The 26,845-nt window shown below is 61.2% G+C and carries 25 protein-coding genes; 3 read left to right on the forward strand and 22 right to left on the reverse strand.

Annotated elements, in window-relative coordinates:
- Positions 1–303 precede the first annotated feature (303 nt).
- On the forward strand, positions 304–3,696 hold the full coding sequence (locus tag GJ698_RS02055; protein ID WP_154355911.1) for an Ig-like domain-containing protein: 3,393 nt from the start codon (positions 304–306) through the stop codon (positions 3,694–3,696).
- A gap of 284 nt (positions 3,697–3,980) precedes the next feature.
- Here the strand turns inward: GJ698_RS02055 and GJ698_RS02060 are convergent, their stop codons facing one another.
- The 17 genes from GJ698_RS02060 to GJ698_RS02140 all read right to left on the reverse strand — a co-directional run bounded on the left by GJ698_RS02060 (position 3,981) and on the right by GJ698_RS02140 (position 19,422).
- Positions 3,981–4,235: a hypothetical protein gene (locus tag GJ698_RS02060; protein WP_154355912.1), complete on the reverse strand. Its 255-nt coding sequence runs from the start codon at positions 4,233–4,235 to the stop codon at positions 3,981–3,983.
- Positions 4,236–4,356: 121 nt separating this feature from the next.
- Entirely contained in the window at positions 4,357–4,626 is a 270-nt protein-coding gene (locus GJ698_RS02065; RefSeq protein ID WP_154355913.1) for a hypothetical protein, read from the reverse strand.
- Positions 4,623–5,009: a hypothetical protein gene (locus GJ698_RS02070; protein WP_371865104.1), complete on the reverse strand. Its 387-nt coding sequence runs from the start codon at positions 5,007–5,009 to the stop codon at positions 4,623–4,625. Before GJ698_RS02070 ends, GJ698_RS02065 begins: the two co-directional genes overlap by 4 nt.
- A gap of 17 nt (positions 5,010–5,026) precedes the next feature.
- Positions 5,027–5,980 carry a lysozyme family protein gene (locus GJ698_RS02075; RefSeq protein WP_154355915.1) on the reverse strand — a complete coding sequence of 318 codons (954 nt, stop codon included), beginning with the start codon at positions 5,978–5,980 and terminating at the stop codon, positions 5,027–5,029.
- Positions 5,977–6,162 carry a hypothetical protein gene (locus tag GJ698_RS02080; protein ID WP_154355916.1) on the reverse strand — a complete coding sequence of 62 codons (186 nt, stop codon included), beginning with the start codon at positions 6,160–6,162 and terminating at the stop codon, positions 5,977–5,979. The genes GJ698_RS02075 and GJ698_RS02080 overlap by 4 nt, the downstream gene beginning before the upstream one ends.
- Positions 6,163–6,214: 52 nt before the next feature.
- Complete coding sequence (locus GJ698_RS02085; protein WP_154355917.1) at positions 6,215–6,445, reverse strand: hypothetical protein; 231 nt, start codon at positions 6,443–6,445, stop codon at positions 6,215–6,217.
- 9 nt (positions 6,446–6,454) lie between these two features.
- Entirely contained in the window at positions 6,455–8,428 is a 1,974-nt protein-coding gene (locus GJ698_RS02090; RefSeq protein WP_154355918.1) for a hypothetical protein, read from the reverse strand.
- Positions 8,428–9,567, reverse strand: a complete 1,140-nt coding sequence (locus GJ698_RS30585) for a hypothetical protein (RefSeq protein ID WP_208023757.1) — start codon at positions 9,565–9,567, stop codon at positions 8,428–8,430. Before GJ698_RS30585 ends, GJ698_RS02090 begins: the two co-directional genes overlap by 1 nt.
- Positions 9,564–15,065: a tape measure protein gene (locus GJ698_RS02100; protein WP_154355919.1), complete on the reverse strand. Its 5,502-nt coding sequence runs from the start codon at positions 15,063–15,065 to the stop codon at positions 9,564–9,566. The genes GJ698_RS30585 and GJ698_RS02100 overlap by 4 nt, the downstream gene beginning before the upstream one ends.
- 36 nt (positions 15,066–15,101) lie before the next feature.
- A complete protein-coding gene (locus tag GJ698_RS02105) occupies positions 15,102–15,365 on the reverse strand; it encodes a phage tail assembly chaperone (protein ID WP_154355920.1) in 264 nt (87 codons plus the stop codon).
- 68 nt (positions 15,366–15,433) lie between these two features.
- Entirely contained in the window at positions 15,434–15,904 is a 471-nt protein-coding gene (locus tag GJ698_RS02110; RefSeq protein ID WP_154355921.1) for a hypothetical protein, read from the reverse strand.
- Positions 15,905–16,033: 129 nt separating this feature from the next.
- Positions 16,034–17,212 carry a phage tail tube protein gene (locus GJ698_RS02115; protein WP_154355922.1) on the reverse strand — a complete coding sequence of 393 codons (1,179 nt, stop codon included), beginning with the start codon at positions 17,210–17,212 and terminating at the stop codon, positions 16,034–16,036.
- Between the two features lie 66 nt (positions 17,213–17,278).
- The gene (locus tag GJ698_RS02120; RefSeq protein ID WP_154355923.1) at positions 17,279–17,701 is read right to left on the reverse strand and encodes a phage tail terminator-like protein; all 423 of its coding nucleotides are present in this window, start codon (positions 17,699–17,701) and stop codon (positions 17,279–17,281) included.
- Entirely contained in the window at positions 17,698–18,099 is a 402-nt protein-coding gene (locus GJ698_RS02125; protein ID WP_154355924.1) for an HK97 gp10 family phage protein, read from the reverse strand. Before GJ698_RS02125 ends, GJ698_RS02120 begins: the two co-directional genes overlap by 4 nt.
- Positions 18,099–18,476: a hypothetical protein gene (locus GJ698_RS02130; protein ID WP_154355925.1), complete on the reverse strand. Its 378-nt coding sequence runs from the start codon at positions 18,474–18,476 to the stop codon at positions 18,099–18,101. Before GJ698_RS02130 ends, GJ698_RS02125 begins: the two co-directional genes overlap by 1 nt.
- A complete protein-coding gene (locus GJ698_RS02135) occupies positions 18,473–18,910 on the reverse strand; it encodes a hypothetical protein (RefSeq protein WP_154355926.1) in 438 nt (145 codons plus the stop codon). Before GJ698_RS02135 ends, GJ698_RS02130 begins: the two co-directional genes overlap by 4 nt.
- A complete protein-coding gene (locus tag GJ698_RS02140; RefSeq protein WP_154355927.1) occupies positions 18,907–19,422 on the reverse strand; it encodes a DnaT-like ssDNA-binding protein in 516 nt (171 codons plus the stop codon). The genes GJ698_RS02135 and GJ698_RS02140 overlap by 4 nt, the downstream gene beginning before the upstream one ends.
- 74 nt (positions 19,423–19,496) lie before the next feature.
- On the opposite strand from GJ698_RS02140, the gene GJ698_RS02145 reads away from it, so the two are divergent.
- Positions 19,497–20,621: a hypothetical protein gene (locus tag GJ698_RS02145; RefSeq protein WP_154355928.1), complete on the forward strand. Its 1,125-nt coding sequence runs from the start codon at positions 19,497–19,499 to the stop codon at positions 20,619–20,621.
- Between the two features lie 52 nt (positions 20,622–20,673).
- On the opposite strand, the gene GJ698_RS02150 is transcribed toward GJ698_RS02145, so the two are convergent.
- The 4 genes from GJ698_RS02150 to GJ698_RS02165 all read right to left on the reverse strand — a co-directional run bounded on the left by GJ698_RS02150 (position 20,674) and on the right by GJ698_RS02165 (position 25,057).
- Complete coding sequence (locus tag GJ698_RS02150; protein ID WP_154355929.1) at positions 20,674–22,200, reverse strand: SGNH/GDSL hydrolase family protein; 1,527 nt, start codon at positions 22,198–22,200, stop codon at positions 20,674–20,676.
- 66 nt (positions 22,201–22,266) lie between these two features.
- Positions 22,267–22,695 carry a hypothetical protein gene (locus GJ698_RS02155; protein WP_154355930.1) on the reverse strand — a complete coding sequence of 143 codons (429 nt, stop codon included), beginning with the start codon at positions 22,693–22,695 and terminating at the stop codon, positions 22,267–22,269.
- A gap of 54 nt (positions 22,696–22,749) precedes the next feature.
- Entirely contained in the window at positions 22,750–23,952 is a 1,203-nt protein-coding gene (locus GJ698_RS02160) for a major capsid protein (RefSeq protein WP_229259792.1), read from the reverse strand.
- A gap of 310 nt (positions 23,953–24,262) precedes the next feature.
- Positions 24,263–25,057 (reverse strand): DUF6651 domain-containing protein, encoded by a 795-nt coding sequence (locus GJ698_RS02165; RefSeq protein WP_154355932.1) that lies wholly within the window; start codon positions 25,055–25,057, stop codon positions 24,263–24,265.
- 212 nt (positions 25,058–25,269) lie between these two features.
- Here GJ698_RS02165 and GJ698_RS02170 point away from each other — a divergent pair, with 212 nt between their 5' ends.
- A complete protein-coding gene (locus GJ698_RS02170) occupies positions 25,270–25,542 on the forward strand; it encodes a hypothetical protein (protein WP_154355933.1) in 273 nt (90 codons plus the stop codon).
- A 235-nt stretch (positions 25,543–25,777) separates the two neighbouring features.
- Here GJ698_RS02170 and GJ698_RS02175 read toward each other — a convergent pair whose 3' ends face one another.
- Positions 25,778–26,809, reverse strand: a complete 1,032-nt coding sequence (locus tag GJ698_RS02175; RefSeq protein WP_154355934.1) for a putative phage head morphogenesis protein — start codon at positions 26,807–26,809, stop codon at positions 25,778–25,780.
- Between the last annotated feature and the right edge of the window lie 36 nt (positions 26,810–26,845).

Below are 26,845 nucleotides of genomic sequence, written 5' to 3' on the forward strand. Positions count from 1 at the left end.
GCGATGCCCCATCTCAGCGTGCGCTCCTCGCGCTTCGCCCCCTCCTCGATGTCGATCTCGACCAGTCTCACCACAGATGTAAAAGTTTGATTTTTCATCATAGCAATAAAATAAACAATCCCATATCTCAATTGAATGTCATATTACGTAAATATTTCATATGACAATTTAGCATTATTTCTTTAAAATAATGGATTGCAAAATTAGTTATACCTAAACCGTTACAGAATCGTGCGCTGCCATTGCTTCTCCGATGTGATGCGCCCTTGGCACAGATAGGTGCTGAACCAATTGGAGAATGATATGACTGTAAGTACCGTCTCTACCGGCATCACTTTTAACGATGATTCTGGCTACAGCAGCACCGACCTGGTGACCAATGATCCGATCCAGGTAATACACGGTACGCTCGACGCGCCGTTGGCTGCTGGCGAGTTCGTCGAGGTATCGCTCAACCAAGGCGTGGACTGGGTTACGGCCACTGCCGACGGTCCGGCTAGTTGGTCTCTGGGGGCGCTGGTACTAAGCGGCAGCGGCACGGTGTCAGTGCGCGTGACCGACGCCGTCGGCAACCACGGTGCCGTCAGTGCCAGCGCCTACACCATCGACCAGGCGGCGCCACATGTATCGATCAGCGCCAGCAGCACCACGCTCAAGGGCGGCGACAGCAGCACTGTGACCTTCACCTTCAGCGAGGTACCGTATGACTTCCAAGCGGCCGACCTAGTGGTGACGGGCGGTAGCATCAGCACCTTGGTCGTGAACGCCAGTGATCCGAGCATCTACACCGCCGTGTTCACGCCAACGCTGAACTACAGTGGTCCGGCAAGCGTGTCCGTGCAAGCGGGATCTTACATCGACCTGGCTGGCAACATCGGCGCCGGCGCCAGCGGACCAGCGCTCAGCGTTGACACTCAGGCCCCGACGATGGCAATTACCAGCAGCGCCGCCTCGCTCAAGAGCGGTGAGACGGCCCTGATCACCTTCACCTTCAGCGAGGTTCCGGTCAACTTCGCCGCCGAGGACATCAGCGCCACTATTGGAGCGCTGAGCGGCTTTGCCGCCACCGCCAATCCGCTGGTGTACACCGCCTTGTTCACGCCCACCGCCTACACCGCCACCGGCAACGCCGTAATCAGCGTCGCCAACAATGTCTACAGCGATGCCGCCGGCAACAGCGGCATCGGCGCCAGTTCGGCGCCGATCATGATTGATACCCTGGCGCCGATGGCGGCCGCGATCGGCATCCCGCACTTTTCCCAAGACACCGGTTCTAGTGGGACCGACCTGATCACCAGCGTGGCCAGCCAGACCGTCAGCGGTATGCTTTCGGCTCCGCTGGGTGCCGGCGAGTCGGTGCAGGTCTCGTTTGACAACGGCGGCACTTGGGATACGGCCTCTGCCAGCAGCAACAGCTGGAGCCTGGGACATACACTGACTGGCAGCGGAGTGCTACAGGTGCGCGTGATCGATACTGCCGGCAACTACAGCACGCCTACCATCACGCCATATGCGTTCGACCAGAGCCCGCCGACGGTGACCATCAGCAGCAATGTGCCGACGGCCAATGGCGTCGAGCCGGCCATCATCTCGTTCACTTTTTCCGAGGCACCTGTAGGCTTCAGTGGCAGCGACATCTTCGCCGCCGGCGGCCAGATGGGCGCGCTGACCCCGACCAGCAATCCGCTGGTCTATACCGCCACCTTCACGCCGACCAGCGGCGTGGCGTCCGGCAGCGCCACCATCGCGGTCAGCGGCGTCTATACCGACGTCGCCGGCAACGTCGGCGGCGCCGCTGCCATTCCGTCGCTGCAGATCGACACCGTGGCGCCGACCGCCATCGCCGGCGGCGTCTCATTTTTGACCGATAGCGGCACCCCGAACGACCTCATCACCAACGAGCCGCGGCAAACGCTGGCCGGTAATCTGAGTGCGCCGCTTGTGGCCGGCGATGTGGTGCAACTCTCTCTGGATAACGGTGTGAGCTGGCAGAACATAACAACTAGCGTGGGAGACACCAGCTGGAGCGTCACCGAAACGCTCAGCGGTAGTAGTCACGTAGTGGTTCGAGTGATAGACGCCGCCGGCAACTTCAGCACTGAGTTCTCGGCACCGTATACTATCGACGCCACCGCGCCCACGGTCGGGATTAGCAGCAGCGCGTCGTCGGTCAGCTTTGGCGGTACCGCCACCATCACACTAACGCTAAGCGATCCGGGCGTTCTGGTGCAGGGTGACGTCGTGGTCACCGGTGGCACGATAACCGGTTTTACTGGCAGCGGCACCACCTATACAGTGACAGTCACGCCGCCGGCCAACAGTACCACGCCGATTACGGTTAATGTCAGCGGCGGCCTCTTCACCGATGCTGCGGGCAACGCGAGCCAGGCCTCAGTGCCATTTGTGCTTACGGTCAACACAACTCCACCACCACCACCGGCGCCTGTTGATCAGGTTCTGCATGGCTCGGTCGGCGACGACACGCTAAATGGTGGCGCCGGCAATGACACGATCATCGGCGGTGGTGGGAACGATAAGCTCGCAGGTGACGCTGGCGACGATGTACTGATTGGTGGAAGCAGCGATATCGGCAACTGGATTTTCTATATAACGGCAGATGGCAAGCTGGCGGCGTCCCATAGCACATCGACCACAGGCCAGACGCTGGGACTGGCGGACCTGAACCTGAAGATAGCCGAGCTGGCATTCCTCAACGCCCCCGCGAACAAACTGGCGGACCTGACACTGCTGTACTCAGCAGCGTTTGGTCGCATGGGTGACCTGGCGGGCGTCAACCACCTATTGGCAAGCGGCGCCTCAATGGAGCAGATCGCACAAGGTTTCACGGTGTCGGCGGAATGGGCGGCAGCCGGATGGAATGCGTTATCTGACATCGCATACGTGCAGAAACTTTACCAGCAAGTGCTTGGCCGAGCCGGTGACGCTGCTGAACTGAAGTTCTGGGCCGATCAACTGTCCAGCGACGGTGCTGCACATTCGCGCGCCTACGTATTGCTCGCATTTGCCACCTCCACCGAACATCGCACCTTGGGTGCAGATGGCGCCGCCGGCGTGGCAGTCACACTTAATCAGGAAAGCGGGTGGATTGCTGGTAGCGGCAACGACCGCCTGGAAGGCGGCGCCGGCTCCGACCTATTGGTCGGCGGCGACGGCATCGACACGGTGGTCTACAGCGGTGCGGAAAAAGACTACAGCCTCGCGCTGAGCAAGGCCGGCGACGTCATGATCGCCGAGCCGGAAGGCAGCATGGACACCATCCGCCAGATCGAGCTGGGCGAATTCAACGGCGTCACACGCGACCTCAGCTTCACCCAGGCCGGCGCCGACAAGCTGCAGGAACTGGGCATGTTGTACCACCTGACGCTGGGCCGCGCGGGCGATCTACCAGGTTTTGTCTTCTGGCTGAACAGTGGCCTGCAGAATGCTGCGCTGGGCGCCGGCTTCATCGAGTCGGTAGAATTCGGCGCCCGCTTCGGCAGCCTGGACAACAACGCCTTCGTCAACCTGCTGTACCACAACGCCGGCCAGCAGGCCGACAGCGCCACGCTGGCCAAGTGGGACACATACCTGGACACGCATAGCCGCGCCGAGCTGACGATGGCGCTGGCGCACGACGTGACGCTGGTGGGCAGCCAGTTCGGCGCCAACGGTATGAGCCTGATCGGCAGCTTGTAATTTTGAAGGGGATGCTAGTATTGTCCAAGACCAAGTGCGACGCGGCGCCGCCCGACCGAAGCCAATATGCAGATGCGCACATGGGAATTTCCTGTGCCGCCGCGGGCCAAAAAACCAGAGCTGCCGGTGCAGACGCCGGTGGCAGATGCCCAGATGGGATTGCTATGAGTGAGAATTTGAACAGCTGTCGCTTACGCGTCGCTTCCTCAACTTGAACTTGATTGCTGTCCGCAAACAAATCGTTTTACAGACAGCAACATTGGATTACTTAATCACCTACTTACTTAGCAGTCCAGATAGGGATCCCAGATGCAAGGAGGGAAGCCACAGGAGTAGGTTTGAATTTCATAGTAATCGGTGTGCGTGTTACCTATGTAGTTGGTCTTGCCGGTACACGTTTGCTCGGAATAGCCGACCTGAATATGATTCTCATCATAGTAGCGAATGATCTCGCCCTCAGCCGGTGCCGTGTAAGCAGCAGAAGCATAAAATGCAGCGACCAGACTAATACCAGCGCAAACTCCCTTGATTAACTTCATCGCACAACTCCTTAAATGTATTTAAAAAGGAACGAATCAATCCTCACAGTGAGGCATCCCATTTTAAAACCAAAATTATTTAATTTGCAATTCATTTTTGACATTTGATATATTTTAATAACTAAGCGCAGCCCGCAAGAATCGCTTCGAGTTCACCGGTGTATTTACGATAGCGCGCCCAATCGCGCACCAAGGCCAGGATCTTGTCGCCATCGCTGGCCCTCGCCGGCAATTGGTCGAACTCGTACACCGGGCGCGCCGGCGCGGCCTTCACGCACGGCACCGCCACCGGCACTTGGACGGTTTGCGTGGTCGACGGCGGCATCGATGGGCAGCCGGTCAACAGCACCAACGCGGCCACCCCCGCCAATGTTGTCAGGTTGACGATCATCGTACTTTCTCCAGCAGCTGATTCACGTAGGGCATGGCGTCCGCGCAGGTAGTCGCCTTGGCGCCGGCCAATTGCTGCAGCACCTGGTCGTAGCGCAGGCCAGCGGCCGCAGCCTGCTGCTGGGCGGCCGCGCCGCGCGCCGCAGCATCCTTCGACGCCTCGTACCACTGTGTGATGGCCCGGTTCTGATCTCCGATGCCGGCACGCAGCTCCGCGTTGACGCCCTTCTCGGCAGCCAAATCCTCCAGCGCTTTGTCGCGCGCGGCAGCTGCCGCCCACCACATCGCGCCGCCGGCGCTACCGCCGGCCAGCAGGACCGCCAGCAGCACCAGGGTGGACACCTTCCAAAGCTGGCCGGCCAGCACGCCGCCGGCACCAGCCACCACCTCGCCGAGCGCGCTCATAGCGCCGCCCAGGCGGCGAAGTACTTCGCCGATCGCATCTGGAACACGTTGCGCACGTGCTCGCGGTTGATGTCACACGCCGACCGGCTGCCGTACAGCGGCTCGCGCGACTTCAGGCAGTGCAGTTCGACGTTGCCGAACCACTGACCAGGATCGCAGCCCCTGGCGAGCGCACACGCGCGGCGCTCGCGCTGCACACCGGCCGGGCCGCCGTTGTAGCCGGCGTCACCGAATTCAAGCATCGCCGGCGCCTGGCGGAACTGGCGCGCCGAATCGCGCGACATCAGCACCAGAGCACGGAACTGCAGGTCAGGCCGCTGGTACACGGTCGACCAGGACAGCGCGCCCAGCTCGGCGCCGTACTGGTCGCGCACGCCGGCCAGCGCATCAAAGCGCACGCTGCCGTCGGCACGGTAGGCGCGCGTGATCTGGCCGACACCCGCGCCCTCCTCGCGCGCCGTCTTCAGCTGCGCACCAGGATTCCAGCAACCGCGCGCGCGCAGCGTGATGCACGACTCCTGCTCGACCAGGCCGGCCAGTAGTGCCGGGCGCGGATGATCCGGCCACAGGCGCTGCTGCTCAGCTTTCAGCACCGGCAGGTATTTCACTGCGCCGGCCGGCAGGTCTGCCGCATGCGCGCGCGGCGAGAACACCAGCATCAGCGCCGCCAGGATGATGGCCATGGCGATCAGCGCCAGCCCGGCACCGGTCGCTTCCTCGCTGGCGCGCGCGAACAGCTTGCGCATGTCCGCCTCCGGGTAGTCCAGCAGCGCCTTGCGCGCCCAGTGGGACGCCGCCACCGCCCAGATACCCTGCAGGATGGCCACGCCGCCCAGCACGGTCGCCCAGCCGTGATCAGGATCTGACTCCAACGATGCCCAGACGGCCAGGATGGCGCCGCCGAACAGGAATAGCGAGCGATGGCGCGTGATGTATTTCAGGATTTTCATTTCATGCCTTTCAGTGAGCCGTAAGCGGCGATGCCTACGATGATTGCGACGATGGCCTTCCACACCACGCCCCATACGCCGCGACCGAGATCGCCGTAAAAGCGCTCGGCGACCTTGTTTTCGAACCGATCGACAATCGCATCAATATCGGCGTCGGTGAGTTTCCGTTCTTCCTCTGGCATGTGCAGCCTTTCTTTAGGCGAAAAAAATCCCGCCGAAGCGGGTCGTGGTTGATCAAGTTGAAGCGGCCGGCTCTGGGTCTTCCGGCGGACTGTCAGGCGCTGGCACTTCATCCGATGGCTCGTAGCCTGGACGCCACTTCCATGTCCAGCCGTGGTTCTCGGCGTACCAGTCGGCGAAACAGCGCGAGGCGTGAAGCGCGGTCTGGTAGTTGCCGTCTGTGTCGAAGAATTCGGCATCACCGGCTTCTTCAAAGCCGGTGCAGGTGTACTGGATGGTAGGCATATGCGATCCTTAAGGCGAGATGATAACGGCGAATGCTTGGCCGCCGTTGCCCGAGGTCAGGGTGGCGGAGACGAGAGAACCAGACGAAAGAGATACGCCGCCGGTGCCGCCGCCATAGGTGGAATCGCCGCTGCTCATCGTCATACCGCTGCTGCCGGTCTGGCACGTCACTCCGCCGGTGCCGCCCAGCATCGATGCCGAACCACTTCCGATAGTCGTAGGTATCCCTGAGCCGATTGTTCCGCCCGTCCCCGCACCGGAACTAGCTGTGCCGCTCGTCGCATTTTGGACAGCATTGGTGCTGGCGCCGGTCAGGTTCAGTGGAATAGACAACAAGATATTGAGGAAATCAGTATCGATTACAGGTGCGGTTCCGAGTACGGAGTTTGTGACGTTTGCCGAAGGCGAATACGCATTTGCTCCGGCGGATGCGCTCATATCATTAGTCAGCGTGACATTTCCGCTCTTACCGCCCACGCCAGCACCACCTGACGCCGCCATAATGCTACCGCCGCCGCCGGAGGTTACCTGGACATCGCCGCTTTTGTTGGCGCTGCCCTTGTACGGCGGGGCTGCACCGCCTGAAGCGCCGTTGCATTGAATGCCTGCGCCGCTCATAGTGATAGTGACGCTGCCCGATGGGCTGCCCGGGAAGTTGTAATCACCTCCGGATGCGGTGCCACCGACTGCCCCAGCCGCCACAGTAGAACTGGTGCTGCCCACGGTGGCATTGCCTTTCTTGCCACCGCCGGCGGTCAGCGACACCGAGCCGCCGACAAAAGTGGAGTCCACAGCGTCGTTGCCGTTCAGGGCCACGTTTGCTCCAGTAGACGGGGTTGTGACAGATGCGCCACGAGCACCCAAAACCAAGGTATAAGTGTCTCCGGCCGTCGCGTAGAAGGTTTTCAGAACGATGCCGGCCGTAGAGCTGCCGCTGGCCGCAGCGCGAGCACCACCGACACCAATAGCGCAGGCACCGGAACCGGCCGCCCCGACCAGCATGACGGTATGCCAGCCAGTAATTTGCGCGGCCCACACCGTCGATGCTTTCAGCACCTGGGTGTTGCGCCCAGTGGCGCCGGCGCCAGCACCGTTGTTCCGACGAACGGTGACGAGAAACTTGCTGACCGTGTCAGCCACGATGTCCAGCTCATCTCCCGGGTTGATGACGGTCGAGCCGCCATGCACGAAGAAGTTCGTGCTGCTGGTGATCGAGAACGTCGACTCGGCCTTCAGCGTACGCTTGGCGCCCGGCTGCGACGCATTCGGCAAGCCAGTGATGGTGGCCGTCTGGGTGATCGGCACATAGTTGCCGCCGGCGTTCCAGACATCCGGCGTCGCGCTGCTGGCCGGCGCCGTGCCCTTCAGCTCGTCCAGTGCGCCGGTGAGCTGGCCGCCGGCAGTGCCACCGCCTGGGCCGCGCGCACCGCCCGGCGTGATGACCCAATCGCTGTATGTGCCGGCCGGACCTTCTGTCAGCGTGGTGGTGACCGTCAGCGTGGTACCGACGTAAGATGCCACGGTTCCGAACATGCGCGCGGCCGGCGTGCCGGTGCTGCCGACCTGCAGCAGTTCGCCAGGCGGAAACTGCTTCCCAGCCGGGACCGTGAATACCTTCGTGCCATTGCCGAGCACCACGGCGGTGGTGCTGTTGGCGGTCAGGCTGGTGGACGAATTTGCTGCGGCGAGCTCGCTGGCATGGGCAGCGTTGGCGCTCTCGGCTGCCGCGTCCGCGAAACTCGACGCCTGCTCCTTGAACAACTGCGCGTCGTCGGCGCTGTCGCTTGCCTCGTTGGCTTTCGTGATGGCGGTCGCCGCAGCGGCAGTGGCCGATGCCTCCTTTGCGTTCACGTTTTCTTCCAGCGAATTTGCCTCATCACCCCAGTCAGGCAATTCAGCCATGTATTTTTCCGATGCCGCATCGAATTCGGCTTGCGGCATCGTGCGGCTTGGCAGCCCTTCCATCAGCTTGGTGATCGGCATTACACTTTCCCTTCTATTTGCATTGCGATTTTTGACCGTGCGAAATCGGACACAACGGTCTTGAAGCTGGAGAACACGCCGCACACCAGGCTGAGGTCGAACTGTTTGGCGCCGATGAAGACCACCGTTTTCTGCCGGAAGTCGATCAGGCGCTCGTGCACCTCATCGACCACGTCGTTACTCAGATCGAGGTCGATAGTCATCTTCTTGGAGTAGCCCCGCACCGTGGTCTCGCTGGTGCCGTCAGCGTTGAAACGCGTGGTGGAGTAGTCCTTGATCTCCGCCTCCAGACCATACTGCGACAGGCCAACATCTTCGAGCGGGCCGATGCAGAACATCCCGCATTTAGCGGTACCGCCCGGCTTCTTGATGCGCACCTCGAAAGAAGCCGCGTAGTACAGCGGCAGGTTGAGCGTGCAGAACTGCCGGCGCCGGCGGATGCGTTTGAACAGCCAGTTGTAGAAGCTGCTGCCTGAATTTGACACGTTGAGGCTTGTGGTTTCGTTGAGCACAACACCATCCGTAGGATCGGTGCCGATCACCTGAATCTCGTCGGCATCGGTGTTGCCCAGATAAAGCCCTTGTGCGATGGCCTGCGGCCGCACTGTCACGACGATCTCGTCCGCGTGCTCGGTCTGCGTGTTGTTGTAGTCATCAAACATCTTCCAGCGGTTGGTCGCGCCGGCCGGTAGCCAGTACGTCTTATCGGTCAGTGCTCGGTTGAAGTTCTGGCCAGCTGTGGCGTTGTGCACGCCGGACTGTGACCCTGATGTGTTGATGGCGGCACCACCTGCAGTCGCACTCACCTGGAAGGTATTTGTGGCTGGCGATACCACGTAGTAGACGGCATTACGCGCGAGGCCAGTGGGCAGCGCGCCGGTGGTTTCGAACGAAACCGGCGTGCCGGCAGCCAGCCCGTGCCCGCTCCACGTTACAACGCCAGGCGAAGCGACCGAGATCGTAACGGTCGACCGCACACCAACTTTCGATTCGAAGAGTGCATGCGCGCTCGTGTCCATCACCTGATCACCAGCGGCATACACCCGGGTCAGGCTTTGCGCTGGCGCATCGTCTTCCGAAACGTTTGAATTGACGAATACGCCGGCCGCGGAGACTGCTATCGGATCCAAAATAATCATGCAGTTTCCTCAACTTCTTTCGTTGCGAGTGGAACCCCGCCATTAACAGCGCCATCCAGGAAGTCAGCGGTCTCAAGCGTGTTCTTCGCGATGGCGTAAAGGTGCGCTTCCAGCATCTGGCGCATCTCCGCGTTTTCGGCACGCTGAGCTTGCAACTCCGAGACCAGATCGGAGTTATCGCCTATCGGTGCGCGCAGGCGCGCCATCAGCTCGCGGTTGTCAGCGGCAGGGATGATTCGTTCGCCCTCGTGGATGTTGGCGGTCATGTCGTACGGAACGCTGTTCGTCCCGACATCAAACGAATGCAGCTTTTGGTATTCGTCGCTACCAAGGAAGCCCTGCTTTATCTGGTCCCACGACATGCCAGCCTTGATCGCCGCCTCCCAGGCATCCACGCCTGCAGCGTCGCCGGTTCGGCCGAGAAGTGTCTTGTAAATATCCTGAATCTTTGCCTCGTCGGACCCGGCGATCGCGCCGACCACATTCACTCCACCCGCAGCTTGGTCCTTCCAGAAATCGACCTCACTACTGGACGCGTCGCGACCGAGGTACTGCTGGTACGCCGCCTGCGCCTGCGATGCGGCGGCCGCCACCGAATTGTTCATAGCTGCGGAAATAGACTGCGCCAGCGCAGCCAGCGCCTGCGGGATCGACACGAGCGCCGTGCTGACGCCGTTCAAAACGTCCACCTGGGCCTTGGCCTGATCGAGCATTTCGTCCAGTTTGGCGAGCTCCGCTTCATGATCTTTCTGAAGCTGGTCCTTCTGGTCTTGCAGCGTCGCCAGCGTCTGCTCGGCGGTGGACAGTTGGTTGTCGGTCAGGTCTGCCAGCTGTGAGACACTACTCTGCGTTCGGTATAGGTCGCGCTGATAGTCCAGGTATGTGCTGAACTGGTCTGATGCATCCTTGCTCACGGTCGAGAGCGCGTTCTTCAGGCTGTCGGCATCAGGAAGCGGTCCGCCCGCCTTGGCGATCGCAAGCGCCGCCTCGATTTGCGCCTGCGCGGCCTGCCGGTCGGACAGACTGCCGTCCGTGCCACTGAGCGCGTCCAACGTAGAACGGAGAGATTGGGACAGGCTTTGCAACTTGCTCACGGAGGACGTCACGTTGTCGATGCTCGCTTGCAGCTTGTCCGTGGCGGCCTGATACGCGGCGTTCAGCACATCCTTCTGACGGCTGATTGCGGACTCCAACTGGCCCAGTGCGGCATCCACTGCACTCGTCAGCGCCTCGGCCGCCTTTGCAATTCGCTCCAACTCCTCCGATGCCTTCGCTTCAGCTAGGTCTTTGGCGGCTTTCACGGCTGCGTCAGCCGCCTCGGCGACGGCCTTGACCTCCGGTGCCAACTTCAACAGTGCGGCGAACAGATCCGCGCCGGCCTGCGTCGTTGTATCGACCCCCAGGACGATTTGCTTGTACTGGTCCAGGCTGTCAAAATTTGCCAGGCCGAGCTTCTGAAGTTGTTCCGCCAGGTCCTTTTGGGTCTGCGCGAGCCGTTCGCTGTCGGACAGGACGTTCTGCTGGAAGTAAGACACGCTGCTCGATAGCGCGTCCAGGCCGCCGGCAGCCTTGATCAGGTTCTCACGCGCGGCGATGCTGGAAACTCCCACGGCACCGAAAGTTTTGCCGATGCTGCCCAGGATGACGTCAACGCTGGCGTAATCCGTAGCGACGCGCTGCAGGGTCGCGCTCAACGCCTCACCCTCGTTCTGGAACTGCGCGAGATTTGGAACCAACTCGGTCCCGATGGTGTCAGCCACGCCAGCGAAGAATTTGGTGATCGCTTCCTGCTGCGCCGTGGCATCCTTCATGCCGGTCAGATCGATGTTCAACTGCTGCACGCGCGTCGATAGCGCCGCGGTGTCTGCGCCAATGGTGTCGCCCAGCGTCTTGCTGACGTCGAGGATAGCTTTGTATGTGACGCTGAACGCCTCCGACTGTGTCGCGTCCAGCGGAGTGCTATCGGTGCCGCTCTTATCGCTGCGGAACCAACCGCCCTTCTGCGTCCAAGCCTCCACGGTTTCAATATTGGAGCTGGTCGGCGTAAGGCTGCCCTGCAGTGACGTGCTGGTGACGTTCTTCGAGCCCATGCCAAAGGCGCGGTTCAACAGTCCGCTGACGGCGCCACCGATGGCGCCGCCGATCGGGCCGCCAAGAAACAGGCCCGCGATGGTGCTGATGTTGGTGATCGCGCTGCCATGGTTGCCAATCTGATATTCGCCCGAGATTGCCGAGCCGATCAGTTTTCCGACGCCGGCGCCGGCCAGGTAAGACGCAACGACGCCAGCGCCCTGCGCCAATGCCGAAGCAGGCAAGCCAGATCCTGCGCTGGAGTAGAAGCCGGTGTTCGTGCCGAGCATGTTCAGCCCGCTCTGCACGGTCTCTGTAACACCGCTGGCCAGGCTCGTGAAGCCGCCGGTGACAGCGGCATACGCGCTCTTGGCAGCGTTGTACAGGCTCGCCACGGACAGGGCGCTGCCAGCGACGCCGGTAGCCCCCCCGGCGGCTTGGGCAGCGGTTGCTGCACCAGCGCCCGTCACGCCCAGCAGGCTGGCCACAACCCTCACCACAAATGGCTGCGCGAACATCTTATAGATCTGATCAGCCACGGTCGTCTTGAACGTCGTGACCAGAGAGGTGGTGAACGACTTCCAGCCGGATTTGCCGTGGTTGAGCATGTCGGCGAACCCGTCGCGGAAGACATCGTCATACTTTTTGATGGCTTCGCGTTGTTCGTCCAACATCAGCTTGATCGACTGGTCGCGGTACCAGACGTCGAATTGCTGCTGCAGCTGCTTCTGCTGTTCGGTGCCATCCCCGGCCAGCACGATTCGCTTGCGCCAAACATCGGCGTCGATCTCTGTCAGGGCGGCGGCACGCGCGCGCTCGTCGATGATCGAGTCCGCTGCGAACTTGCGGTTCTCTTCGGTCAACTGCTTGATGTAGCCCAGCGCATCGGTTTTGGTCAGGGCGTCGGCGCTTTTCTGCTTCACGGCGATCAGCCGCTCGGTCTGGGCGATGTCGTTGGCAGTCAGTTCCAAATCAGCGGCATGCACCAGGCGATCCTGCAGGCGCGCCACGGTCAGTGCTTCGATCTGCGCCTTGGTCAGCCCGAAGGTAGCAGCCGCCTGTTCGTTCGCTGCGGCCTCGGCGGCTGCGGTGGCGAAGTCCTGGCGGCGCTGCTCGTTGAGCTCCGCAATGGCAGCGGCCACGCTGCGCTGAGACTTCAGCGCCTTCTCCGACGCATCCTCCTCCGCCAGCGCCGCGCGCACTGATGCCAGTTGGCCGGCCGTCAGCTTCACTTTGCCGCTGGCCAGCTCCTGGTCGAGCTTGATTCGCGCTTTCTGCGCATCACTGGCGTCGATACCGGCCGCCAGCTCCAGCTTGTTCGTGGCAGTGGCCTCGCGGATCGAACTGATCAGGGTCTTGTACGCCTCGGCGGACTTATTGGCGCTGGCAACTGCCGCCTTTCCCGCCTCCGATCCCTTCCATGTTTCTTGCGCGAGCGTGGTCACCCCTGCGGTGTACTCGGCCATGCCGATGACGCCTTCGGCGAGCGCGGTCTGATAAGTCTTCAGGTCTTTCTGGTACTGACCGCTCACGCCGGTCACGCGTTCGCGAATCTCTACCAGCGCCTTTGCCGCTGCCGTATTTCCGGCGCCGTCCGCAGACGCTTTGTTGAAGCGCTCAATGAGTGCTGTAACCTCGCCATACTGGCCGCCAAGGACTTTGAGAATTTCACCGCGCGCTTCGTAGCTCAAATTAGCGTAATCACCCTGCGATTTGGCGACCTTCTCGCTTTCAGCAATGATCTCGGCCAACTTGTCATCCAGCGGATTTTGCTTTCCAGTGGATGGCATGCCGGCGAGGGCCAGCTTGTTGCGCCGTTCCATGACCTCGATTTGCTTGGTCATCTGTACTACTACTTCGGCGGTGCTGGCCTTGGTTTCTTCCGCGGTCTTGGTATTTGCCTCCGTGCTGCGCGAGCTGTACCACGACCATGCAGTTGCAGCGAGCCCCAGCACGGTTACGACCGCGCCGACGGGGCCGCCGAGCAGACCCATTGCACGGCTCAGCAGACCAGCGGATGCGGCAGCCGTGCCAGTAGCGGCCGTCAGCGCAGTCTGAGCAGCCGTCTGGGCTGCGGTTGCCGCAGTGACCTGGGCGCTCACTCGGGCCTGCTGCTGCCCCAAGATTGCGAGCTCGGCGGTTGCGGCTGCGCGGGCTTGCTCGGCAACTGCAAGGTCAGCCTGCAAGCCAACACGTATCGCTTCCTGTACGGCCAGCTCGCGGTTGGAATCGCGAAGTACGCGCAGGGCGGTACTCAGCGCGCCGGCTGCGCTCGATGCTGCGATGGCCGCGCGCGCCTGCGCTGCCAGAGCATCCGTGCTGGCGATGGATGCCTGTGCCGTCTGGATATTGGCATTTGCAACACCCAGCCGCGCCACCATTTCTTCACGAGCAACGACAATTGCGGCTTGCGTAGCCTGTAGGCCAGCGGTGGTGGCAGCCGTATTCGACACTTGGGCCTCTGCGCTGGCGATGATAGCAGCGCGCGCGGCGTTCTCGGCCGCGACTTGTGCGTACACCGCCGTGATGCGCTCATACGTTTTAGTAGTCCAGGCGGTCAACCAGTTCGCCACATTTACTGCCGTGATCGTGCCGATCACGCCCATCAGGATGCTGAGGTTATTGGCCAGCAGCATGATGCCGCTCGTGAGCGCTGCAACCGTGCCGTTGGCTTGCGCCTGCGTGCCGGTGAACTCCAGCACGTTGTTCTTCAGCACGGTAAAGGCGCCGCTGATCGTCTGGACGTGCTTCGCCTCTTCCTGCAACTGCTGGAGTGCCTGCGGCAGCACCTGCGCCATGACCTTGGACGTGATCTCGCCATTGCTGGCCATATCCTTCAGTGCGCCGACCGGCACGCCGATACCATCGGCCAGCGCCTTCATCAGGCGTGGCGCCGCTTCGTTGACGGCATTGAACTCCTCGCCGCGCAAAGTGCCAGAGGCGAACGACTGCGACAGCTGCAACATGGCAGACGCCGCCTCGGCGCTGGTGGCGCCGCTCACCTTCAGCGCCAGATTGACGGTTTCGGTGATATCGGCGACGTTCTTTTGCGAGATGCCCAGTTCGCGGGTGCCGTTGGCGATCCGCGCGTATAGCGTGCCGGTCGCGGCCAGATCCTGCTGCGCGGTCGCGGCGATGCGGCGTACGTCCTCGACGGCGGCGGCGTATTCCCGCTGCGACTGGGTAGCCAGTTGCAACTGCGCGGTGAACTTCGTGTATTCGTCGGCCATCTTGATGATGGCGCCGACGCCGACACCGATGCCGAGGAATTGCAGCGCCTGGGCAGCCTTGCGGGCGGCCACATCGATTGCAGTGACCTGCTGCTCGGCGCGTGCGCCGGCACCTCGGAAGTTCTCCATGTCGCGCGCAGCAGTGCGCGCTTCGCTGGAGTCGATCCGGATCCCGAGGGTGGCGATATCAACGGTCATTGGCAGCCCAAAAGAAAAGACCGCCTCAAGGGCGGTCTATTGATTGCTTAAAAATATTTCATCGAGCGCGTCGATGCACTCGCCTTCAAACGGCGTGAGGCGGAAACCTTGGCGCCGCTCCCACGCCATGATCTGCTCGTCGGAGATGGGGTTGGCCGCCAGGCCGCCGTTGGTTCGCTTGCGGCTGAGCTGACAGAAGTACTCCCACACGTGCATCAGCTCGTGCGGGATCGGCGGCACGTCGAGCTGCGGCGGCGCCACGCCGGTCTGCGCCATCACCGTTTCGAGGTGCCAGCGCAACGTTCTGCCGTCCTTCTGCTTGACGCTCAGCTTGAGCGACGCCTCAGCGTGCTCAAGCAGTTGGCGCTTTAGATCGTCAAAAAATTGGCGTCAACTTCCAGCGCGGCGATGATCTTGTCCACCCAGGCCGGGAACTTGGTCAGCAGCGCGCGGACGTTCGCCTCGGTAACCGGCAGCGGCTGGCCGCCCGAGGTGAAGCCAGGCAGGCCAACGGTCACAGCGATGGCGATCTTCAGGTTGCGGTCCTCGCCCAGGTCGAACAGCTGGCCAGCACCGGCATCGGTCTTGCCGTCGATCTGTTGCTTTTTGGTCTGGCTGCGCTTGATCGCAGTCACGGAGGTGGCGCGGATAACGTCGCGGTACTGGGTGCTGTTCTTGCCGACGGTCTCGAAGCCGGCCAGGTGGTCGCCGTCGTCGTTGAACAGCACGCTGACGGTGAAAGTCTTTTCGACAGGCTTGGAGTCGGCCGCCAGCAGCAGAGCGATATCGACGCCAGCGGTAGCTGCGGCGGTGGTTTGGGTGATGTTGTTCAGTTCCATGGTGTTACCTTTCGCGTGGTAGAAAAATGCCCGCGCTCGCCCGCCGCTCCACGCGAATGGAGACAGCGGACGGGCCGGTGCTGGGGTGGCTTTCGCCAAAAAGAAACCCGGCGCGCGGCCGGAGATGAATTAGCTCAGGGTGGTGTCCTGGAGCAGGATGGTCGACTTGCCGGCGCCGGTGCCAGCAGCGTTCGGCCCGGCCGTGAAGTCGTACTGGCGGATGATTTCCTTGTCGCCCGACTCGGTACCGCCGAAGACCTTCACGGCCGGCATGGCCATGACGAAGGCGCCGCCGATGCCGTCATCCAGGCGGCTGATCAGCGAAATCTGCTGCTCCTGGTCGAAGTAGTCGTCCATGGTACCGTTCTCGTAGTACACGCTGATCTGGCCGCTGGTGTCGATCATGTCCATGAACACGTCAGGCGTCACATTGGCGCCGACCACCTTCCCCACCGAGGCGTTGCCGTTGATGTCCAGGCTGAAGTTCGTGCAGACTTTGCTGGCAACGCCGTTGATCACGGCCAGGCCCGAGGGCGTCACCAGCATGTCGCCACCACCCGGCGCAGCGGGATTCGTATAGTAGGCAGTGACATCCTTCTTACGGTCCTGCCCCATGAATGCCACCTCGGCGGTCACCTTGTCATCGGCGTTCAGGCCGAATTTCACCGACGCAATGCGCTGACCGGTAAAGCGAAGCGATTCCGACACGGCGCTGTACCATTTCTCGATCATGTAGCTGTCGTTGGTGTGGCCGGTCTCCGGGATGTAGGTGATCTTGCCCGGCACGGTCAGGCCGATGGCGGCGGCACTGGCGGCCGGCGCAACCACTTCCGCGACATTCAGGTCAGTGGCGGTTAGGCCGATGACCGTGTACAGCTTGCCATTGTTCGCGGCGGCGCCGGAGGTGAAGCCCGAAAACTTCACCAGCATGCCCACGGCCAGGCCGTCGGTCAGCCACGAGCCGGCGGAGCGCACGAAGTTCGGCGTCGATGCTGATGCAGTAACGGTCAAGCCACTCAGCGGCGCTACGGCGGTCCAGTCGCGGCGCACGATCGATGCCAGCAGATCCTCGATCGAGCCCAGCGCGAACTCGAAATTGACCGAGCCGTCGACGGTACGGCCGCCGTGGCGCGCCATCGGGCGCTGGGCATTCGACTGGATGGCATTGGACTGGATTTTGTTCTTCTTCAGCGCGATGCCGTCGCTGATTCGGCGGAACTCACGCGCACCGGTGGCGCCCGGAAGCGTGCCGAAGGTGGCCTCTTTTTTACGCGCGACCCGCGTCAAAACGTTGGTTTGAATGGTCATGTTGCAGCCTTTCGGACGAAAAAAAAGCGCCCGAAGGCGCTTGGTTGGAAGTGGTGGTAGACGGCCTTAGTCAAATGCTTCGACGCGGTACTCGATGGTGATGGGAACCATCCAGAAGCTGGTACCGTCATTTCGGCCGGCGGCGGCGGACGGCGTGCTGTCGATGCGTACATTCAGCCCTCCCTGCTGCAACGTAGTCGGGCATGGGAATAGCGCCTCAATTTCCTTGGTGATCGCAGCCGACTCGGTGACGCCCTTCCCTGCCGGCGTCCGGATGCTCACCTGGTACAGCCCGATGTAGCGCTTGTGCTTGCCGCCTTGGCTTGGGTTCAGCGTGCTGGCGGGCAGAAGGTCGCCCTGTAGGTAGCTCAGGCCAGTCGTCGGCGTGTAGGTCAAATTCCCGAACGCGCACGGCAGCGCCGGCGTACGAGCCTTGGCCCACGACAGCAGCCGCGTCTCGATTGCCGCGCGGGCGATGTCATGGCTCATTGCAGTCCTCGCACATACTGTTCGATTGCCGCTGGCAGCCCGGCCAGCGTCACGCGGACCATGCCGGCCGGCGCTTTCACGCTGCTGTGGCCGTACTCAATCTCGCCGGCATACGGCAGGTTGTTGACGATCCAGCATTCGCCGCCGGCCTTCAGGCTGGTGACTTGGCCGGCCATCTTGGCGATAGTGGCGGCGCCGGCCACGTCGACGCTGTCGAGCACGCCGGCTGGCATGTTCACACCGAACTGCCAGTTGGCGCGCAGGCGCCCGGTCAGCACCGGCGTGGTCATCACAACGCCCTGGCCCGCCAGCACCACTGTCTGGCGAACCGCCTTGTCGACGTTGCTGCCGGCCTTGGTGATGAACTTCGATATATCGGCCGAGAACGATCCGGCCATCACACGCCTCGGAGTTGGAGGGTGTACAGCACACTGGTATCGGTCGGCTGCAAGTCGATCACGTTGGCGATGGCATAGGCCTTGGCGCCGACCAGCAGCGTATCGGAAGTGGTTGGCGTGGGCATCGACGCCCCGTCACGCTGTAGCGGCGATAGCAGCAGCTGCTGGTCGCCCTGCTTGATCAGCGTGCCGTCGACGTCGTCCTGGTTGTAATTCAGCTTGACGCCGGTACCGGCGTATTCGGTGACGGTGCCGGCGCCCGGGCCGCCGATTTCGGGATCGTATTCCCCCGGCACCTCGCGCCGCAGCGTGACCACCCCGCCCTTGCGGCGCAGCGATGCATCGGCGCGGGCGGCAGCTTTGGCGTAATCGGTCATGCCAACTCCAGCGTATCAATGCCCTTGCCGCAGGTGATGTCCAGCGCACAGGCTACCTCGACTGCTTCCTTGGCGGATTTTCCCAGGAACATGGCGGCCAGAGCGTAATCACGGCCACCGCCCATTGCGCAGAAGTTGTCTTCCACCAGCTCGTAGTGCCCTCCTCCGTTGCCGACATATTCGCGCACCTCGCCATTCGGGCAAATTACGATCGCATCCGCCCAGTTGTCACGATCAGGGCTCACTGGCCAGCGCTCCAAGATCGCGCCGCTATTAAACCAGACGAGTAGCGCGCGAGCATGTGAGGCTTTGCCAGCGAAACCAACGAGGCCAAAAGTCGTGCGGAAGATTTTGGTAACCGTCGAACCATGGCCGGCGCATGTGCTCTGCTTGTCGGCGGCCAGCGTCTTGCCGTCCCATGCAATGATCGTCATCCCCGCACCACCTTCATCATGCCCGCGCCGCCGGCCGCGCCAAAGAACGGCGCCAGCGCCGCTTCGATGGCGACGAAGCGCGAGGCGGCGTCGGTATTGTTCTCGAAGTATTCCGTTTCCAGCGGACCGGTCTTGTCGCGCTTGATCTGGTTGTTGCCCACGTCCAGATCGGGCATCAGGTCGACGCCAGCGGCGGCACGCGCGGCCAGGTCGATGCAGGCGTTCACCACCTCGGCCGGCACGACGGTGCTCAGTACTGGGAAGCGGTCGACGATCACATTCCAGCGCGGCCAGTCCAGCGCCTGCGCCTGGTAGACGCGGCGGCCGGCCCAGCGGGTGCGGTAGGTCGCCAGCATGAACCGGGTGGCGTTGCGCAGTGCGACCTCCTTGTCGGCTTCTGCGCGAGGCGCCCAGTCGGCTACGCCCAAAGCGGCGCAGCGTGCATCTGCGGCGGCCACGCTGGCGTAGCTCTCGGCATTTGGCAGGCCGACGCCGGTTTCGGTGGTTAGCATAGATTGGTCTTGCCCGAGAGCATTCATGTAGGGTAATGTGTGATAGCAATACAATAATTAAATCGGAGAATTTGATGCTTCCTCCCGCGCCACGCCTGTCCAGCGAGCAAGAGCAAATTGTGGAAAACTTCATCAACTTGTCGTTCGGTACTGCACGGCTGTATAGATCAGAGAGGTACAGCTACGTCGAGAACGGCAAGAAATTAATTGACGAGCCTTGTGATCTATTTTGGTATGGCGACGGCGTCGTCGTATTGTTCAATTTAACCAAGAGCCGACTATCAGCAGGGAAACAGACTAAACACAATGTAGACCAGCTGAGAAAGTACATTCAAAGATGGAAAACTCACGATGAATGCTTCACGCTGGTGGGTGAAAATAGATTTGGGACACGCTGCAGCGTACCTTTTGCAGATGTTGAGCGAATTGTCGCAATTTCACTAATTGGAAGGAAATGCGGGATTACAGCGTTGCCCTGCGACCCCTATAGTGAAGAAATATGGATAAATGCTCCGGATGTTCTGCTTGAACAATTGGCAGAATTCAGCGGATCCTTAGTAGATTTACTACTTATCGCATTTCATTGTATAAATAGCCCCGACAAGTCTTATACAAGCCTAACGTCATATATCAAAGAATACGTAAATAGTGCGCTTGAAAATTCGGACATTCGAGAGGTGAGCGTTGCGGAAGGTTTTACCAAAGATGTGGCGGCGATCCAGAGGTACTTAGAGTTTCCAAAATATGTAAATGAAGCTGCCAGACTGCAATATGTTTTTGACCTATCGCTTGTCGAGCGGTCAGTACTGGTTCATGCTGCATTACAACTACTGCATAAATCGGAGCCACCAAATTTTAAATATTCCTACATCCTAGTTATTAATGGAACTTACTATCATTTCGTTTTAGCGACCGTGCACATGAACTCGTCCAACTTCCAGAAAGTTGTTCAGGACGGGCTAAATTTGATGGAAAAGAATAATAATGGAGAGCTGGAATCGATATTTTTCGGGTACGCGTGTTATGGATTCGGCGAGGACTACCGTTCCCCTTCCTTCATAGCTGTTGGCCCTGGTAAGCGCCGTTCCCAAGCAAAGCATTTCATTGACATTCATCTTTCCAGGCGACGTAGGATCAACACTCTATTTAATTATCCGTCGGGTATCTACTCTTTTCAGCACCAATATGTCTTTCATTGAAGCCAGACGAACCAGTTGACAATTTGCAAACCGTTCGACTTCAGGAAATTAATTAAATTTTATTACTAATCAAAGGGCGCCCGGCTGACAGCTTGATCGTACCGTTTGCCTCCGAGAAGTAGACGTTTGCCGTCATGGTGAGCGACGAAATTACGCCGGATGTTGGAAGCTGAAAAGGCGTTGTTGTGAACGGCATAGTCGCAAACGCAGTTTGGTCGACCTGCGATGAGCCCAGCGACTGGTCGCCGGAACTGGAGCAGTCAATCGAGTTGTACAGCACACCATCGATCCGGCACGTCAGCGACAACTGAATGCGGTAGACATTCAGCATATTCTCGGCAGAGAGCCACATCTGTCCCCATAGCCAATCGCCAGCATTGGCGCGGGTGTATGCCGTATCGTTGTTGCGAATCAAGGCGTCACTACCTACGATGACACCGCCAGTTACCTCCATTACCTGATCGAACCCGTAACCGTCCGCGCGAGCTACGCGGCTTGGGACAATCGTCGGCCCAGCTGCGCTGGTGCCCACCTGCATTCCCGCAGCCACCGAGTTGGCAGGTATCGTTCCGATGTTCAAGCCGGTGCCGGTTGTGCCCATCATCAGCGCGTTGCTCAACAGGTTACGGCCATCTGGATTGAGCGTCTTCAGGTCGAGCGCTGAGACTGCGTGAACAGATCGATCTTGAAACAGATCGGCGACCGTCGACCAGGCCATGCGGCCGCATGCGCGTGCTGTACGCTGGACCAGATGGGTATTGTCCGGGAGCAGCGCACCTGGCTTAGCCCAGCCAGTAGCTGATACTGGATCGGCAACGATACTGAAGATATCAACGAGCCTGCAGCCAAATACACGCGCCTGTTCGCGCACCCAGTCGTTCAGCGCGACAAACTTTGCGCCCTCGACGGCCGTCAGCTTGTACAACGGCGGCGCGGTCACCATCACCACACGGCGGCCTGCGTCGCGCAGCGCCTTGTAAATCGCCGACAGCGCAGCCTTCGAACGGGAGATCGGCCAGCCGTTCACGATGTCATTGGTCATACCATTAACAAATACCGTCTCCGCTCCCGATGCAAGCACAGCCGGGATGGTGTCCAGGATCTGCTCGGTTGTATAACCAATCACCGCAAAATTGCCGACAAGGTTGATCGCGCCGTTGGAAAAGCGAATCATCCATCCGCCCCAGCCGATATCGGGGTTGGTAATTGTCACAGAGGCTGCCGGGACGATCGAGGTAATCGGTCCTGATTGCGCTTGTAGTGAGTCACCAGCGAACGCAACGGAGTTTGCTGGCAACGAGCGTGGGACCGCGACTATAGCATCCTGCACCACCGCATCGATGCTACCAGCCGAGCAGCTGATCAGCACCTTCTGCGAGCCGACGAATGGGCCGATCTGCGGCAGCGGACCAGCGCCGATGGCCCACGACTTCACCGAGTTTGTGCCGCCCAGCACCAGGTCCAACTGGTAGGCGACGCCGGTCGATGCCGCCGCGCCGTTCAGCAGCAGCACCTTGCCCTCGTTCAGGGTGATGGTCTTGGCGGACTCGCCTACTTTGATGGTGGTGGTCTGGGACATTGGCTATCTCGGCGATGGAATGGAAAAAGCCCGCGCGCGGCGGGCTGGCGATGAAGCGAGGCGGGATTACGCGGCGGTCAGCAGCGCGATCAGGTCAGCCTTGTTGGCTGCGGCCGGGAACTGGATGCTCTTGGCGGTCAGCGCGGCGTGCAGTTCGTCCTTGGACATGGTGCTGTAGTCCGGTGGCACGGCGCCGGCGGCTGGAGCTGTCAGCGCCGCGCGCTCACTGGCCAGGCGCTGAGCCTCGGCTTCGTTGGCGGCGGCCTGGCCGGCCAGGCGGTCGCGCTCGGCGTCCAGTTCGCGCTCTTTCTCCAGCAGCTGTTCGCGGGCGGCCAACAGTTCGGCCATGGTGGGCAAGCGCGCCGGCGCAGCGTCGTCGTCGGTGCCGTCGTCGTACTTCTCGTGCACTTCCGGGTTGAAGTCGGCGCGCTCGATGATGACGTACGGGCCTTGGCTGGTCGGGTGGGTCGATTTGACTTTGATGGTGGTGTTCATGATGTACTCGCGGTTGGCCCGGCGCCTCGCTGGCCGCCGGGCACGGTTGATGGATTAGGCGCCGATCAGCAGGCCGATGTGACGTGGCGCGACAGCTTTCACACCCCACGCCAGGTTGACCTCCCAACGGACCGAGCGCTTGCCGCGGTACAGGCAGAACTCATAGGTCAGACCCGAGTACGGATCCGTGATCAGCACCACGTCGTCGGCCGAGTCGCCGCCTTCCGGCATTGCCGGCGCGCGCGTCGCCAGCTGAATCGCCGAGCGGTGGAAGAACATGTTGCGGGTGGTGGCCGCGACCAGGGTCAGCGCGGTCGCAGCGGCTGGGATGGCCTTCTGCAGGCCAGGCTCGGCGATAGTGAGGACACCACCGTTGGAGACATCGGTGTCACCGCTGACGATCACGTATTTCTCGGTGTCGCCGGCGACGGTCAGGATGTCGCCAGCGATCACTGCGCCAGTGCCCGCCGAGGCGATGGTGATCACCGTGGCGCCTACGGAGTAGCCGGTCGCGTTGGTGGTCGCGCCGGCGGCCGTGCCGGCAGTCACCGTTTTCTTCACCTGGGCGGAGTTGTGCAGGTCGAAGCCTTCCACCTCGCCCAGCGCGCCACGGCGCAGCAGATCATCGGTACCCGCTTCGTTCACACGGAACAGGCCGGTCTGCTTGCCGCGGATGTTCGCCACGGCGGACGAACCCAGCACCATGTGCAGATCCGACTGCGGTACGCCGTTGTCGTCCAGGATCTTGCGGGACTGGGCGAAGTCGCTGAGATCCGACGCGATGCCGAACGGGGTCGTGGCAGCGGTGCCGTAGGCGCGGGATGCATAGATATGCAGCGCGGCCAGATCGGTCTCGACCTCGTTCGTCAGCGTGCGGAACGCTTGTACGATACTGTCGCGGTTGATGGTGCCCAGCGTACCGGCGTTTTGCAGGCCCTTCGTTTCTTCGCCCGTGATGCCGAACGGAACGGAACGCGCCTTCGCGATGGTCATCTGCACATTGCCGATAGGACGGTCCGGTGCCATAGGCGCGAACGCAGCCGCCACCAGGTCTTCAGCAGGAAGCGCGCCAACAACTGGCGACATGACGACCTGGCCAACCGCTGCGCGTTCAGCGCTCGAATCGCGGGACACGGCTGGGATAAAGCCAACCAGCTCGCGCGACACGACGTCCATCGCCTCGTAGATGGTCGGGATCAGGCCGTTCAGGGTCAGGATGCCTAGCTGCATGCCGCTTGCGGCCATGTGGTTTTGCATGTGCGCACGCGCGATCTCCGCGAACGCCTTGCCGTAGAGCTCAACTTTGCGGGCGGCGGGCTTGCCGATGCCAGTCGCATCAGCGAACAGGTCGACCACGGCGGCCAGGGCCAGCGCCAGGATAGCGGCGATGGCAAAAATAATCATCTTCATGGTGTTGCCTTTCAGTTTAGTGGTTTGGGATTCACAGCAGACAGGCCATCCAGCCCAAAGCACCGACTTGCCCATCCAGGCGCCGGCAGAGGAATTACGGTGTTGCGGATACAGAAAGGCCCGAGCGCGGCGGGCCTGGTGAGGATGTTGTCGACGGTCAGTCGCTGATGGTGGCGCCGCCCTTCATGGCAGCGGCACGCGACGCGCCGTCCATGGCGTCGAACTGGGCGCGGGTGATGCTCTTCGCGCCAGCAGCACCGCCGCTGCCACCGGAGGCGCCGCCGCCCGAAGCGCCCGAGCCCTTCAGGATCTTGTCCTTGTTCGGATACTGGCTGACCATCACCTGGATGGCTTCGTCGAAGTCGGCGTGATTGCCGTGGTTGGTGGCGGAAAAAATCGGGTTGCCGTTCGCGTCCAGAGGAACCAGCTTGCCGTTGTCCACTTTGAAGCGGTCGCCGAAGACCTTCTGCGCGATATCGGCAGGAATGGCCAGCTTCTCGGCGATGAACTTCGAGCCGGTGAAGCTGCCGCCGACGATGTGGTTGTTCAGGTCTTGGGTCAGTTTTGCGTTTTGCTCGGTCAGTTCCCGCTGCTTCTCCTCGGCCGCGCGCGTCGCGGCGGCGACGGCTTCATTTGCCGAGCGCGTGGCCGCGTCCTTGATTTCCTGCACTTTGGCAGCAGTCGTCAGATCGCCCGTCTTGATGTTCGCCACGGTCTGCAGCGCTTCGGCGGCGGCGGCCGCGTCGGTGATGCCCGCGTCCTTGAATGGCTTCAGCGCGGCTTCAGCCGCTTCCTTCGCCTGGCGATGGCTCATTGCCTCGCCGTTCAGACTGGAGATCTTGGCCACGGTCGCGGCAGCATCGTGGGCGACTTCGCGGCCGTCGTCCAGAATGTACACCGGCTTGCCGTCTTGCAGGACCACGTTGCCATTTGTGTCGAGTTTCAGTTTCATTTTGGGAGCTTTCCGGGCATCCGCCCTATCGATGGCCTTCCGGCCGTGCACCGCGTCGCATCCGCTTGCGGCATAAAAAAACCGCCAGGTTGCCCGGGCGGCTCAAAAAAGTAATCGTAAAACTATGATCGAGCGCAGATTTCTGCTCGGATTGGGAATCTTTGATACGATGCGTAGCGCTGTTATGCGCTCACACTTGTAAAGGAGTAAAGATGGAAGTCTGCAAATATGATGACGCGATCAGGACAATCGCTACTGAGCTCAAGTTCGCTGAGTGGCCAGAAGAAGGCTTTGAGGAAACGCCCGAGTCCGACGAACTAATTCGCGTTCTGAGTCTCTTGTTCCCGAACGTCGGCCTCAATAAAATTCACGCCGATCTCTCAGATGAAGTAGACATCATTCGATCCCGCCCAGATGAATATGCGGAACAGGATGAAGCAATACAGCATATTAACGAACAAGAGGCGCTACGCGATCTCGATTGATGTCCGCTTAACCATCATACCGCGACCCTTTCCCCCTTCAGTAGGCACCCCACGCAGATATTCTGCCGGGTGCCGCCCTTCAACTTGCGCGCCTGAAGCATGGCGCCAATGACCGTTTCGATGAACTCTCGGCCGGCGCAGCGCGGGCATTGAAGCATCTCGGCTGGCTTGCTGGCCGTCCGAGATTTCAGCTTAGGTTCACCCGGCGCGGCAGCCGGCGGCACGAGATGTAGGATCATTCGTCGAGTATACCGCCCTTCCACGCCCTGCGGTCACGTTCGGCCATCTGCTTGAGCGTCAGCGTGCGCCCGCGGTCGTTGGTGAAGACAGAAGCCTTATAGTCGCCGGCGCGGTACGCCGCGCCTTTGGCCCTGCCCAGGACTTCGTCCTGAAAGGCCTCGCTCTGCTCTGACAGCCAGTCGTTGTAGGTCAGGTTTGCGTCGACCGGGCCGCCGACTGCCGATCGCTGGCCGTACAGCTTCTTCTGCCCTTTCAGCAGCGCGATAGAGGTCGACCGGCACTGCCAGTGCAGCCGGCCAGGGCCTGCCAGGTACGGCACGCTGTGGCCGACCGGCTGGTGGTCGATCGGCGTGTAGTGTAGGTGGTCCCGCGCACGGCATTCCTCAGTGGTGTGGCCGTCCAGGGTGCTGATCCAGACCTCATCGCCAAGGATGTCGCTGTTCTCCTTGTAAAACTGGGTGCGGGTGATCTGGCCGGTGTGGCTCAGCGCAGTACGCACGACCGATTCGATCTGGCGCCGGCTGGTGTCCAGAAGACCGTCGACGTAGTTCACTGCCTTCGTGCCGCGAATCTCTCGCACGATATCGCCAGTGGTCTTGCCTTGGGTGTAACCGACCGCGATGGTGTCCTTGATGCGCTGCAGGCGGTTGGTTCCCAGCCCAGCGGCCCAGTCTTTCAGCAGGCGCCCCTGCATCGGCTGTGCTACGGCGGCCGCGTAGACTTGCGCTGGCACGATGGCGCCGATGCTGAAATCCACGGGCACGATGTGCTTGTACAGGTCGTACTGGAACTGGCCCTCGTAGTCCACGTAGGCCTTCAGTTCGTCGGTCATGCCGTCGTACAGCGCGGCGTAGGCCTGGGCGTTGAGCTCGCGCGCCGATTTGAGCAGCGCATCCAGCCGCTGGACCTTGAACGAGTCGGCATCGATGTCGGTCAGGGCTGCGTTCAGCGCGCCGATCAGGTCCGCATCCGTGAGATTCAGGATTCGGATCATCTTCGCCAGCACGAAGTTTCCGTAGCCGGCCATGTCCACCTGGTGGCGGACGGCGTGATTCAGTAACGG

The organism is Duganella aquatilis (assembly GCF_009674565.1).
GTDB lineage: Bacteria > Pseudomonadota > Gammaproteobacteria > Burkholderiales > Burkholderiaceae_D > Rugamonas > Rugamonas aquatilis.